14 protein-coding genes and 1 pseudogene are annotated in these 13,014 nt (G+C 60.4%); 11 read left to right on the forward strand and 4 right to left on the reverse strand.

What is annotated here, in order from left to right; genetic code table 11:
* The 3 genes from GIW04_RS19705 to GIW04_RS19715 form a co-directional block, all read left to right on the forward strand.
* A partial coding sequence (locus tag GIW04_RS19705) for a DNA topoisomerase IB (RefSeq protein WP_236479141.1) occupies positions 1–829 on the forward strand: 829 nt, incomplete at its 5' end.
* Between the two features lie 123 nt (positions 830–952).
* Positions 953–2,587: an ABC-F family ATP-binding cassette domain-containing protein gene (locus GIW04_RS19710; protein ID WP_120248081.1), complete on the forward strand. Its 1,635-nt coding sequence runs from the start codon at positions 953–955 to the stop codon at positions 2,585–2,587.
* A 69-nt stretch (positions 2,588–2,656) separates the two neighbouring features.
* Complete coding sequence (locus tag GIW04_RS19715; protein ID WP_120248082.1) at positions 2,657–3,361, forward strand: YoaK family protein; 705 nt, start codon at positions 2,657–2,659, stop codon at positions 3,359–3,361.
* 147 nt (positions 3,362–3,508) lie between these two features.
* Here the strand turns inward: GIW04_RS19715 and GIW04_RS19720 are convergent, their stop codons facing one another.
* The 4 genes from GIW04_RS19720 to GIW04_RS19735 all read right to left on the reverse strand — a co-directional run bounded on the left by GIW04_RS19720 (position 3,509) and on the right by GIW04_RS19735 (position 5,325).
* Positions 3,509–3,862, reverse strand: coding sequence for a hypothetical protein (locus tag GIW04_RS19720; RefSeq protein WP_057711349.1), 354 nt, complete (start codon positions 3,860–3,862; stop codon positions 3,509–3,511).
* A gap of 172 nt (positions 3,863–4,034) precedes the next feature.
* A complete protein-coding gene (locus GIW04_RS19725; protein ID WP_120248083.1) occupies positions 4,035–4,346 on the reverse strand; it encodes an AzlD domain-containing protein in 312 nt (103 codons plus the stop codon).
* The gene (locus GIW04_RS19730) at positions 4,343–5,038 is read right to left on the reverse strand and encodes an AzlC family ABC transporter permease (protein ID WP_120248084.1); all 696 of its coding nucleotides are present in this window, start codon (positions 5,036–5,038) and stop codon (positions 4,343–4,345) included. Before GIW04_RS19730 ends, GIW04_RS19725 begins: the two co-directional genes overlap by 4 nt.
* Before the next feature lie 71 nt (positions 5,039–5,109).
* Positions 5,110–5,325 carry a hypothetical protein gene (locus GIW04_RS19735; protein ID WP_003191339.1) on the reverse strand — a complete coding sequence of 72 codons (216 nt, stop codon included), beginning with the start codon at positions 5,323–5,325 and terminating at the stop codon, positions 5,110–5,112.
* Positions 5,326–5,502: 177 nt separating this feature from the next.
* On the opposite strand from GIW04_RS19735, the gene GIW04_RS19740 reads away from it, so the two are divergent.
* From GIW04_RS19740 to GIW04_RS19775, 8 genes and pseudogenes are all read left to right on the forward strand, one after another.
* Positions 5,503–5,859 (forward strand): metalloregulator ArsR/SmtB family transcription factor, encoded by a 357-nt coding sequence (locus GIW04_RS19740; RefSeq protein WP_003191341.1) that lies wholly within the window; start codon positions 5,503–5,505, stop codon positions 5,857–5,859.
* Positions 5,860–5,878: 19 nt separating this feature from the next.
* Entirely contained in the window at positions 5,879–7,162 is a 1,284-nt protein-coding gene (locus tag GIW04_RS19745; protein WP_034135045.1) for an arsenic transporter, read from the forward strand.
* Positions 7,163–7,173: 11 nt separating this feature from the next.
* Positions 7,174–7,656, forward strand: a complete 483-nt coding sequence (locus GIW04_RS19750) for an arsenate reductase ArsC (RefSeq protein ID WP_003191344.1) — start codon at positions 7,174–7,176, stop codon at positions 7,654–7,656.
* Between the two features lie 285 nt (positions 7,657–7,941).
* Positions 7,942–8,553 carry a LysE family transporter gene (locus GIW04_RS19755; protein ID WP_003191345.1) on the forward strand — a complete coding sequence of 204 codons (612 nt, stop codon included), beginning with the start codon at positions 7,942–7,944 and terminating at the stop codon, positions 8,551–8,553.
* A gap of 318 nt (positions 8,554–8,871) precedes the next feature.
* Positions 8,872–9,165, forward strand: coding sequence for a hypothetical protein (locus GIW04_RS19760; protein ID WP_120248085.1), 294 nt, complete (start codon positions 8,872–8,874; stop codon positions 9,163–9,165).
* A gap of 236 nt (positions 9,166–9,401) precedes the next feature.
* Positions 9,402–12,116 carry a magnesium-translocating P-type ATPase gene (gene mgtA, locus GIW04_RS19765; protein ID WP_120248086.1) on the forward strand — a complete coding sequence of 905 codons (2,715 nt, stop codon included), beginning with the start codon at positions 9,402–9,404 and terminating at the stop codon, positions 12,114–12,116.
* Positions 12,117–12,179: 63 nt separating this feature from the next.
* The gene (locus GIW04_RS19770; RefSeq protein WP_003191350.1) at positions 12,180–12,527 is read left to right on the forward strand and encodes a DUF2493 domain-containing protein; all 348 of its coding nucleotides are present in this window, start codon (positions 12,180–12,182) and stop codon (positions 12,525–12,527) included.
* An 18-nt stretch (positions 12,528–12,545) separates the two neighbouring features.
* Positions 12,546–13,014, forward strand: a pseudogene (locus GIW04_RS19775) (hypothetical protein); the annotation flags it as partial.

Below are 13,014 nucleotides of genomic sequence, written 5' to 3' on the forward strand. Positions count from 1 at the left end.
GCAAGCCACCGGCCGCGACGCCCGTGGCCGCAAGCAATACCGCTACCACCCACGCTGGCGCGAGGTGCGTGACAGCGACAAGTATGCGCGCTTGCAGGCCTTTGGCGCCGCCTTGCCCAAATTGCGCAAACAGCTCGAAGCGCAAATCGCCGAACCCGGGTTTACCCGCGAAAAAGTGCTGGCCACGGTGGTGATGTTGCTGGACGCCACGCTGATCCGCGTCGGCAATACCCAATATGCCCGCGAGAACAAGTCCTACGGCCTGACCACCCTGCGCAACCGCCATGTGGACATCAAGGGCAGCGAGATCCAGTTCCAGTTTCGTGGCAAAAGTGGCGTGGAGCATCAAGTCAGCGTAAAGGATCGGCGCCTGGCGCGGGTGGTCAAGCGCTGCATGGAATTGCCGGGGCAAAACCTGTTCCAGTACCTGGACGAAGACGGTGAGCGGCATACCGTCAGCTCCCAGGACGTCAATGACTACCTGCACAGCCTGACCGGCGAAGATTTTACCGCCAAGGACTACCGCACCTGGGCCGGCACGGCGATGGCGCTGGCGGTGTTGCGCGAGTTGGCGTGGCAGCCCGAATCCGACGCCAAGCGGCATGTGGTGGCGATGGTCAAGGATGTCGCCCGGCAGTTGGGCAACACGCCGGCGGTGTGTCGCAAGTGCTATATCCACCCGGCGGTGCTTGAGCATTTCAGCCTCGGCCAATTGTCGAAGTTGCCCAAGCCGCGGGTGCGCAAAGGCCTGAAAGCCGAAGAGGTCGCACTGGCGATGTTCTTGGAAAAACTGGCCGAAGACTTGCCGCACAAAGTTAACGTGGGTTAGGCTCTGCCTCCCTTCTGACTCACGGGATGACCGCCGACGTGAACATCTAAGCCTTCCAGAATGTATCTGCAACGAGCCGCCTGGCGCGCTTGTTGGCCTGTTCGACATTTTTTGGAGGTGCTGATGACTGACGTCAAACGGCTGCCCGCGCTTGTTTCCCTGCAACACCTGTCTTTCCAGTTCGCCAATGGCGAAACCTTGCTGGCGGACGTAAACCTGTCCGTTGATCAAACGCCTACCGGTATCGTGGGGCGCAATGGACGGGGCAAAAGTATCCTGGCGAAATTGATGGCCGGCGTGCTACTGCCCTCCTCCGGCACCCTGAAAAAACCCGCCAATGTTGCCTATGTGCCCCAGGCCATCGCGGTTCAAGCAGGGCAAACCATCGCCGATATCACCGCAACTGCCGCGGCCTTGGCTGCCCTTGAGCGCATGGCCCGGGGCGATGCACGCCTCGGTGACCTGGAGCTGATCGACGACCGCTGGGACCTGGCCGAACGCCTGCGTCACGCGCTGGATGCAGCGGGTTTGCCAACCCTCAGCGCCAGTACCCCGGCCGATCAACTCAGTGGCGGCCAACTGGCCAGGGTCGCGCTGATCGGGGCGTTGTTGGCGGCGCCGCAGTTGCTGATTCTGGATGAACCCAGCAATCACCTTGACGCTGCCGGACGCGATTGGCTGTTGCATGTGTTGCGCGATTGGCGCGGCGGGCTGGTAGTGGTCAGCCATGATCGACAGTTGCTCAACGTCATGGGTCGCATCATTGAGCTGTCGCCCCTGGGCATTCAGGTCTATGGCGGCAACTACGATGCCTATCGCCAGCAACGCGATACTCACCAGCAGGCCGCGATGGCCGCGTGGGAGCAGGCGCGTCTGGCCCGCAGCCGCGAGCGTCGGCGCCTGCAAAAAGATCACGACGACCTGCAGCGCCACGCCGCACGCGCACGTAAACAGGCCGAGACCGCCAACGTCGACCGTTTTACCAGGGCACGCTGGAAAAGCGCGGCAAAGGAAGTCGTCAGCAACGTGCGCAGTGCCCATCATGCGTGCAAAAACCAACTCGACGCCCAGGTACGTCAAGCTTACGAGCGCGTGGTGGATGAGACGCCCACACTGCTCGCATTACCAGGCTCGAGCGTCCCCAATGGTCGCCAGGTACTGGTGCTGGAACAGGCGCAGTTGCCTTGGCTCGATCCGCTGGCACCCGCCAGCTACCTGACGCTCAACCTGACAGGCCCGGCTCGCGTTGCCGTACGTGGGCCGAACGGTTGCGGCAAATCGACCTTGCTCAAACTGCTAGCCGGCCACTGGCAGGCGGTCAGTGGCGAGTGCAGCGTAGCGGTGCCCAGTGCGTACATCGATCAGCACCTGGCGCTGCTGGACGACCGTCGCAGCCTTGTCGAGCAACTTAACCTGCTCGAGACGCCCCTGGCCGAAGCCGAACTGCGCACACGTCTGGCGTTGTTGCAGTTGGACGCGTTGCGGGTTACGCAGCCGGCAGGGCAACTCAGCGGCGGCGAGCGCTTGAAAGCTGCGATGGCCGTAGCCTTGTGGCGTGAAACACCGGCGCAATTGCTGCTGTTGGATGAACCCACCAACCACCTGGACCTGGAGTCAGTGCAAGCGTTTGAGCAGGCATTGAAGGGGTTTACCGGCGCGCTGCTGGCCGTGTCCCATGACGAGGCATTCTTGCAGGCGATCGAGCCGACTCACCATCTGGCGTGGCACGCCACCGGCTGGCAACTGGAGCGTGTCTGAGGTCATTGCGCGGACAGGCAAAGCATCCTACGGTAGTGGCCGGATAATCTCACCGAGGAAACCGGCCCCATGCTGCCTTCGTCCCGCAAGCCTTACGCCAATGTCACGCTCGCCCTTCGACAGCGCTGGCGCGGGCGGGTGGGCTTGATGCTGGTGGCCTGTCTGTCGGTGCTGGCGGGCATGACCGATGCCATCGGCTTTATGGCCAGCGGCGATTTCGTCTCGTTCATGAGCGGTAACACCACGCGCCTGGCGGTGGCTATCAGCGTGGGCGACCTGGGGCTCACCGGACGGCTGGTGTTGTTGGTCGTCACCTTCGTGGTCGGCAATGCCTTGGGTGTGCTGGTCAGCCGTTTCAGCAAGCGCCATGCGTTGCCCTTACTGCTGTGCATCGGCGCCTTGCTCTGCGCTGCGGCGTTGTGGCCTGCCACCGACACCTTGCCCGCGTTGCTCGCGGCGATCATTGCCATGGGCATGCTCAACGCGGCCGTCGAGGAGGTGAACGGGTTACCGGTGGGGCTGACCTACGTCACCGGGGCGCTGTCACGCTTTGGTCGCGGGCTGGGCCGTTGGTTATTGGGCGAGCGCCGCAATGGCTGGCGCGTGCAATTGATTCCGTGGGGTGGGATGTTCATTGGCGCTGTGATCGGTGCGCTGCTGGAACACCAAATGGGCCTGCGCGCACTGTGGGTCAGTGGTGCATTGGCCGCAGGCCTAGGGGTGACGACACTGTTGATTCCGCGACGCTGGCACTTGGGTTTCATGCCCCGTTGAGGTGGGGTGGAGGAGCTCGTTCGACGTTTAAGCCTCGACATCCGTGTACCGGTAAAGAGCCATCACGTCGAACGAGCGAGTGAATCATAAGCCAATGCCCGGCGGCTGTCCCGCCAGGCGTTTCGGAATATGACTAAGGCAACCGACTTACAGACAAGTGGCCAGTGCTGCCAGGCGACGTTTGGCCGGCATATTGTCCTGAGCAGCATAATAGTTGACCGTAGAACCCGCGCCGGTGCTGAGTACATCGACAAAGTAATCGCCACCGGTGGTGTACACCGTAAAACCACCCGCCTCGGTCGCTTCCTTGAAACCGCCGGCATCGACGCCGAACACGCTTTCATCCTGCCAGCCGAACTGGATGCACTGGGCAACGACCAGGGTGGCCTTGTCTGACGCCAGGGTCTTGTAGGGGCTGCCTGCGCGCGCCTCTTTCATCTTCGAACCTGCGCAACCGGCCAGTGCCGCCAGTATCAATACGCCCATTACCACTTTGTGCATGCCATTGCTTCCTTGGAAAAACCGTGACTCTACCACTGTGCCGAGGCCAACTGATGCGCCCATGAACTTTGTTTCACTGTGAAGAGCCAACACGCCGCCTATAGTGGCCAGGCTCATTTTTTAGAAGTCTCCCTTCTGCCCGCCACCCCGCGGGCTTTTTTTTGCCTGGGTATCAAAACCACCAACGGAACAGATAGAACAGCGCCATGCTCAATAGCACGGTGGTCAACACGCTGCGCGTCCAGTACATCAACGCCATGGCGCAGATGCCGGCCAGCAGGTAAGGGTTGGTCGGGCTCAGGTTGAGCTGATGGTCCGCCAGGAAAATAATCGGCCCGCAGATCGCCGTGAGCATGCCCGGCACGGCGAAGCCCAAGAATTCACGCGCGCCGCGATTGAGCCGTACCGGCAAGCGTGGCTCGATAAACAGGTAACGGTTGAAGAACACCACCAAGCCCATGGCCACAATCATCAGGTAAATCATCGTTGCCCCACTCCCAGCCGCTTGCAGGCAAACCCCGCGCTCATCCCCAACACACCAGAGACCACCACCGCCGATTCCCAGTGCAAATAACTCAGCCAGACTGAGCACAGCAGTGCCACCGCCACGCATACCACCGTGGGTACATCGCGCACCACGGGGGTGATCAAGGCGATAAAGGTGGCGGCAATCGAGAACTCCAGCCCCAATTGATCAAGGCCGGGAATGCTCTTGCCCAGCACAATGCCGGCGAGGGTGAAGAGGTTCCAGATCAGGTAAAACGTCAGGCCGACGCCAAGCGCATACCAACGATTGAAAGTCTCGCGGTCATAGTGGTTGACCAGGGCAAAGAATTCATCGGTCAACAAGAACCCCAGGCTCATGCGCCAGCGGGTGTTGAGCGAAGACAGTGTAGGACGCATGTGCATGCCATACAGCAGATGCTGTGAGGTCAGCAGCAAGGTGGTCAACACAATGGAAATCAGGCTGGCACCGCTCTTGACCATGCCAATGGCGACCAGTTGTGCGGCGCCGGCAAACACAATGGCAGACAAGCCTTGGGCTTGCAGCGGGGTAAATTGCGCGTCGATAGCCATCGAGCCGGCCAGCAAACCCCAGGGTGCGCAGGCCAGGGACAAGGGAATGACGGCGATGGCGCCGCGGGTGAAGGCGTAATGAGGTAATGCAGTGGACATGGAAACGGCTCATCGACAGACAGTCGACAAGCATGCCAGCACGAACGAGGGCGTGTCTTGAACGATCTTGCTCAGGCGAGCTTGACCGACACCTGCTCCACCGAATCCCGGGCCTCGCGCAATTCGTAGGCATCCTGGTTCAGTCGGTGGATGGTATTGAGCAGGCGTTGGCGCAGCACTTCATCGCCGAGTTTTTCCACGGCGCGCATCAGGTCAAACGCCGCGGTTTCGTTATTTTCCGCGACGGAATCCAGGGTCTTGCGCAGGTTGCGGGTGGCTCGGGTCACGCGGGGTCTTCCTTCATCAGCAATGGGCAGGCACGTTAGGACATTTGTGTTTCATTTTAATTTCAAACAGTTGTGGCGGTTTCAAAGGCATTTGATCCATATCAATTGAAACAAGATTTGACCGATATATATGGAAATACGTATATTCGAATGTACCTACTTGAAAAGTCCTTGATCATGTCAGACCTCCTCATCCCGACCGCCCTGTTCAAATGCCTGGCCGATGGCACCCGTGCACGGGTGACCTTACTGATCCTGCGCGAGGGCGAACTTTGTGTGTGTGAGTTGATCCATGCCTTGGACGACAGCCAGCCAAAAATCTCCCGCCATCTCGCGCAATTGCGCAGTTGCGGCCTGCTGGTGGACCGTCGTCAAGGGCAATGGATCTACTACCGCATCAATCCGGCACTGCCCGCTTGGGTCACTCAGGTGCTGGACATCACTCTGCAAGCCAACCAGCCATGGTTGCAGGACGACGCACTGCGTCTGAATGCAATGGGCGACCGACCACAACGGGCCAGCACCTGCTGCTGAGCCATCGGAGCTTTTATTCATGCTTGTCGCAATTGCGATTTTCCTCGTCACCATCGTGCTGGTCATCTGGCAACCCAAGGGCCTGGGCGTCGGCTGGAGTGCCACGTTGGGCGCCATCCTCGCGCTGGCCTGCGGAGTGATCAGCCTGGCGGACATTCCGGTGGTGTGGCACATCATCTGGAACGCCACCGGTACCTTTGTCGCGTTGATCATCATCAGCTTGTTGCTGGACGAGGCAGGCTTCTTCGCCTGGACAGCCCTGCATGTGGCGCGTTGGGGCCGTGGTCGCGGGCGGCGGTTGTTTGCTTATATGGTGCTGCTGGGTGCGCTGGTATCGGCGCTGTTTGCCAATGACGGTGCGGCGTTGATCCTGACGCCTATCGTGATGTCGATGCTGTTGGCCTTGCGATTTTCGCCGACGGCGACCCTGGCCTTCGTCATGGGCGCCGGGTTTATCGCCGATACGGCGAGCCTGCCATTGGTGGTGTCGAACCTGGTGAATATCGTTTCGGCGGACTATTTCAAGATCGGCTTCAACGAATATGCTGCCGTGATGGTGCCGGTGAACCTGGTCAGCGTGGCTGCGACCCTGGCAGTGCTGCTGTGGTTTTTTCGCCGGGACATTCCCCAAACCTACGACCCGGCTGACCTGGAAGACCCCAGCAGTGCCATCCATGACCCTGCGACGTTCCGCGCTGGTTGGTGGGTACTGGGTATTCTGCTCATCGGCTGTTTCGCCCTGGAACCTCTGGGTATTCCCATCAGTGCGATTTCCGCCGTCTGCGCCGTGCTGCTGCTGGTGATTGCCGCCAAGGGCCATAAGATTTCAACGCGCAAAGTCCTCAAGGAAGCGCCTTGGCAGATCGTGATTTTTTCCCTGGGCATGTACCTGGTGGTGTATGGCCTGCGCAACGCCGGCCTGACCGACTACCTGGCCACCTGGCTCGACTCCTTCGCCACCTACGGCGTGTGGGGCGCGGCCATGGGCACCGGGGTACTGACGGCGCTGCTCTCCTCGGCCATGAACAACCTGCCGACGGTACTGATTGGCGCGTTGTCCATCGAGTCCAGCCATGCCGTGGGCGTGGTCAAGGACGCGATGATCTACGCCAATGTGATCGGCAGCGACCTGGGCCCGAAAATCACGCCTATCGGCAGCCTGGCCACCTTGCTGTGGCTGCACATCCTGGCGCGCAAAGGCATCACCATCACCTGGGGTTACTACTTCAAGGTCGGGATCGTGCTGACCTTGCCCGTGCTGCTGATCACCCTCGCCGCCCTCGCCTTGCGCCTGAGCCTCTAAAGGAACGCCCCATGAAAGTCCTGTTCATGTGTACCGCCAACAGCTGCCGCAGCATCTTGTCCGAGGCGATGTTCAACCACCTGGCACCGTCGGGCTTCGAGGCGATCAGCTCTGGCAGCTTCCCCAAGGGGCAGGTGCTGCCACGCAGTCTGACCACGTTGCAGGCGGCGGGCATCAGCACTGACGGCCTGTACAGCAAAGGCAATGACGCCTTTGAAGACAGCCCGCCGGATGTAGTCATCACCGTATGCGATAAAGCGGCCGGTGAAGCGTGCCCGGTGTATTTCGGCCCAGCGGTGAAGACGCATTGGGGCTTGGAAGACCCTTCCGAGGTGCAGGGTAACGAGGCGCAGGTAGAGGCGGCATTCACGGCCACCCTCGACATTATCGCTGCACGCTGCAAGGCGTTTTTTGCACTGCCGTTTGCGAGTTTATCGTCGGATGAATTGAAGGCTGAAATCGACCGCATTGCCTCAACACCGCAGCCTTTGTAGGCGCGAGCTTGCTCGGAAAAACTCATAAGCACCGCGTTCATTCAGGAAACGCGCGTTATCGTTGACGCTTCTCGCGAGCAAGCTCGCTCCTACAGGGACCTGTGACAGACGCTGATTCTGTGGGCAATGCATGCCTAGTGTGGGAGCTGGCTTGCCTGCGAAGGCGGTGGTTCAGTTGAAGATTGAGTGGCTGACATACCGCCATCGCGAACGTTCCTACAGAGGACGTGGTATCCCCTTCCCGGACTGACGTATGCTCTGGCACTTTCTCGAAAGGAACTGAGCATGCTGTCGATCTTTGTTTATGCGCTGGTATTCGGCTTCGTATTTTGCCTTTCCCCCGGCGCCGTACTGGCAGAGACCCTGCGCCGCGGCTTGCTCCATGGCTTCACACCGGCCCTGCTGGTGCAGTTCGGCTCGCTGGTGGGCGACGCCGTCTGGGCCGTGATTGGCCTCACCGGTATCGCACTGCTGATCCAGCATGATGCAGTGCGGGTACCACTCACAATCATCTGCGCGCTGTACCTGGCTTGGTTGGGCATCCGCAGCCTGATCGATGCCTGGCAGCTACCCGCAACCGGCAACGCCCCTGCCAGCTCAGGCAAAAATGCGTTGGCGGTGGGCGCGGCGATTTCCCTGGCCAACCCGAAGAACATCGTCTACTGGGGCGCCCTGGGCAGCGCCCTGTCGGGGATTGTCGGCACCACCCCCAGCCACGGGCAAACGCTGATGTTTTTTGCCGGCTTCATGCTGGCGTCGGTGCTCTCGTGTTTTCTCACTGCCGCCTTGGTAAACCTGCTGCGCAAAAACGCATCACCGACTTGGCAACGCGTGAGTTATGCGGCCTGCGGTTTAGTATTGATCTATCTGGCACTCCTCGCCGCGCAAGGTATATGAAGTTATTCAACCTACAACTTACGCGCGCCTCTTATCTGAACGAACTCTGAACACCGGATAATTTAATCAATCATACGTTGACATTCACTGACGCCCTGAGTAGATTGCCCGTGCCCGCAACTGGGGCCTTTTTTAAACCTCACAAAAGAAGCCAATGGACACAGTATCTAGTCGCTGTCCGAGCACCGCCTCTGCGGGCGTCGGGCGCCAAACCCAGAATATGACAGGACTCGCGTTCCAGGTCCGGTAAGCTGCGCTAGAGCTTGATGCTCCACCGTAACTGCCTCACCGGTCGCCCGTCCGGTCCCGAGGTGTGTTATGACCTTCCAACTCCTTGTTTTGCCCGATACACGCACACTGGTCGCCGCCCTGCGCGCCAAGCTGTGCCGCGAGCCCGTGGGCTTTTCGTCAACCCGCTCGACCTTTGCCATACCCTCCCCTAAAGTGCGTCCGGCACCGCCGCTGGCCCACTGGCGTATCTGCCCTGAAAGCGGCCACCTGGTGCAGCACTGGGATCACGCCGACCCTCAAGACCCACAGAGACCCCAGGTTTCCAGCCTGGCGCAAGCCCGCTTGCTGTTCGGTCTTTACCTGAGCGCTCGCGCCGCCTGACCTGGCGGCAAACTACAACTTTCTTATTGATACCCCTGGAGTTCTTTATGAACAAGTCCAGTAGTAGCTCGCTGCACGTTAGTTAATTAACGCACTGTTAGCGGGCCCTTCAGAAGTTACGTGAACACTTTATCTAAACCGATCGCGAAGTCCGCGACTCGGCATGCTTTCGCTCGCCTGTCTACAGGTAAGTACCGGGTATGTTTTGTCGAGAATTGGCGACAGGAGTACAGACAATGAGCGCCGTAAAAAACACGCCTCTGCACAAAAAAAATGGCACCGCCACCGACACCAAGCTGTCGATGCGTGCCGCCCGTGAAGCCCACAATGGCCTAGCAGCCACCCTCGCCAATGTACGGGCCACCCAGGACGGCCTGACCGAACTGGACGCCTCGGCGCGCCTGCAACGGGAAGGCTATAACGAAGTCGCCCATGACAAGCCGCCACACGCGATCATCCAGTTCCTGCAGGCCCTGAACAACCCGTTCATCTACGTGCTGTTGACCCTGGGCGGCATCAGCTTTGTGACTGACTGCTGGCTACCGATGCAGGAAGGCGAAGAGGCTGACCCGACCAAGGTCGTCATTATCATGACCATGGTGTTGCTCAGCAGCCTGCTGCGTTTCTGGCAGGAACACCGTTCGGCCAAATCCGCCGAGGCCCTCAAGGCTATGGTGCGCACCACCGCCACCGTGCTGCGCCGCGAGCAGGTTGGCGCCCAGCCCACCTTGCGCGAAGTGCCGATGCGCGACCTGGTGGCCGGCGATATCGTGCAGTTGTCTGCCGGCGACATGATCCCTGCCGACATCCGCCTGATCGAATCCCGTGACCTGTTTATCAGCCAGGCCGTGCTGACCGGTGAAGCCTTGCCGGTGGAGAAGTACGACACCCTGGGCGATGTCACGCAAAAATCCGCCTCTACCCTCGCCGCCGACCAAGGCAACCTGCTGGACTTGCCGAACATCTGCTTCATGGGCACCAACGTGGTCAGCGGTCGCGCCAAAGCGGTGGTGGTGGCAACGGGGCCGCGCACTTACTTCGGCTCCCTGGCCAAGGCGATTGTCGGCTCGCGGGTGCAAACCGCCTTCGACCGCGGCGTGAACAGTGTCAGCTGGCTGTTGATCCGCTTCATGCTGGTGATGGTGCCCATCGTATTTTTCCTCAATGGCTTCTCCAAGGGCGATTGGGGCGATGCCTTCCTGTTTGCCCTGGCGGTGGCCGTCGGCCTCACCCCGGAAATGCTGCCGATGATCGTCAGCGCCAACCTGGCCAAGGGCGCCACGGCCATGGCCAAGCGCAAGGTAGTGGTCAAGCGCCTCAATGCGATCCAGAACTTCGGTTCGATGGACGTGCTGTGCACCGACAAGACCGGCACCCTCACCCAGGACAAGATCATCCTCGAGCATCACGTCAATGCCTTCGGCCAGCGCGATGACGCCGTGCTGTCCCTGGCCTGGCTCAACAGCTTTCACCAGAGCGGCATGAAAAACCTGATGGACCAGGCGGTGGTGCAGTTCTCGGAACAGAACCCCAAGTTCCAGGTGCCGTTTGCCTACAGCAAGGTTGACGAATTGCCGTTCGACTTTGTACGCCGCCGCCTGTCGATTGTGGTCAAGGATGCCGCCGGTGACCATCTGCTGGTGTGCAAAGGCGCGGTGGAAGAGATGCTGAGCATTGCCACGCACGTCATGGAGGCCGGCGAAGCCTTGCCCCTGGATGAGCGCCGTCGTGACGCCCTGCTGGCACTCGCCAATGACTACAACGAAGACGGTTTCCGCGTACTCGTAGTGGCGACCCGCAATATCCCCAAAGCACTGGCACGCCAGCAGTACACCACCAGCGACGAGCGCAACCTGGTGATCCAGGGCTTCCTGACCTTCCTGGACCCACCAAAGGAAACCGCAGGCCCGGCCATTGCGGCGCTGCAACAGATTGGCGTGGCGATCAAAGTGTTGACCGGTGACAACGCCGTGGTCACCAGCAAGATCTGCCGCCAGGTTGGACTGGAACCCGGTCAGCCGCTGCTGGGCGTGGAAATCGAAGCCATGGACGACGCCACTTTGCTGCGCCGTGTGGAAGAACGCACGGTGTTCGCCAAGCTCACGCCGCTGCAAAAATCCCGCGTGCTCAAGGCCCTGCAAGCTAACGGGCACACCGTCGGCTTCCTCGGCGACGGTATCAACGATGCACCGGCGCTGCGCGATGCCGATGTGGGCATTTCGGTGGACAGCGGTACAGACATCGCCAAGGAATCGGCGGACATCATCCTGTTGGAAAAGAGCCTGATGGTGCTCGAGGAGGGCGTGCTCAAGGGCCGCGAAACCTTCGGCAATATCATGAAGTACCTGAACATGACCGCCAGCTCCAACTTCGGCAACGTGTTCTCGGTGCTGGTGGCCAGTGCGTTCATTCCGTTCATGCCGATGCTGGCGATCCACCTGCTGCTGCAGAACCTGATGTACGACATCTCCCAGCTGGCCCTGCCGTGGGACAAGATGGACAAGGAATACCTGGCCAAGCCGCGCAAGTGGGATGCGAAAAACATTGGCCGCTTCATGATCTGGATCGGGCCGACCTCGTCGATCTTCGACATCACCACCTTTGCGCTGATGTGGTACGTGTTCTCGGCCAACAGTGTGGAAATGCAGACGCTGTTCCAGTCCGGCTGGTTTATCGAGGGGCTGCTTTCGCAAACCCTGGTGGTGCATATGCTGCGCACCCGCAAGATCCCGTTCTTCCAGAGCACAGCCGCCTGGCCGGTGTTGATGATGACCTGCATCGTGATTGCCTTGGGCATCTACGTGCCGTTCTCGCCGCTGGGCAACCTGGTGGGGCTGCAACCGCTGCCGATGGCGTACTTCCCATGGCTGGTAGGCACGTTGCTGGCTTACTGCTGCGTCGCCCAACTGATGAAGACGATCTACATCCGCCGCTTCAAGCAGTGGTACTGACCCTCCCCGCCGTTCAAACGCTGGCGGCCGCCCGGTCCCAGCGTGCAATACAAGGATTTGCTCATGCGCGTGTTGATCTGTGCAGGTCGTCATTACGCCGACACCAAAAAGTCCCGCCATGTGCTGGACGCTTACCACCGCCTGCGCCCGGTGCAGGTACTGATCCACGGCGGCAACCAGTTCCTGGGCAGTGAGATCGAGGAATGGGCACGGGAAATCGGTATCGACGTGGTGCGCTACCCACCCAATTGGCAGCGCCACGGCAAACAGGCCGAACGCCAGCGCAACCACTTCATGCTGGCCGACAGCCGCCCCGACCTGATCATCGCCCTGCCGGGCGGTGACGATACCTCGGAGCTGGTTTGCCAGGCCAAAGCCAGCGGCATTTCGGTGCTGACCGTAGAAAGCTGAATTCAAGCGAGGTGCATCATGCACAAAAAACACACGCCGGCACGCCGCGACGGGTTTGCCAAATATCGCGCACGCCACTCTCGCGGTGCTCGCCCAACTTTGCTGTTACTGCCACCGGCCAAGCGCCGTGCATTGCAGCGCAACTTGATCTTTATCGGCATGACGCTGGGCCTGGTCTTTGTCGTCGCGTTGATTTCAAAAGCCCAAGCCGCAGGCGGCGCTTATGTGGTTGATGACGGCGCGATCAACGCGCCGGGGGAATGCAACGTCGACGCCTGGTACAGCGCCCAGCGGCACGCGGGGAGTACCCACAACAGCAACGTGTCGCCCGCCTGCACGTTCAGCGCCATGCCTGCCGTGCAATGGGGCGCCGCGTTGTCACGGGCCACGGATGCAGGCAAAGGCGAGACGCAGATCAGCCCGCAAGCCAAGGTGCAGGTGCTGTCACGGCAAGACTTGGGCTTGGAACTGGCGGTTGCTGTCGGGG

Source organism: Pseudomonas sp. PA-4-8C (assembly GCF_021606625.1).
Classification (GTDB): domain Bacteria; phylum Pseudomonadota; class Gammaproteobacteria; order Pseudomonadales; family Pseudomonadaceae; genus Aquipseudomonas; species Aquipseudomonas lactis.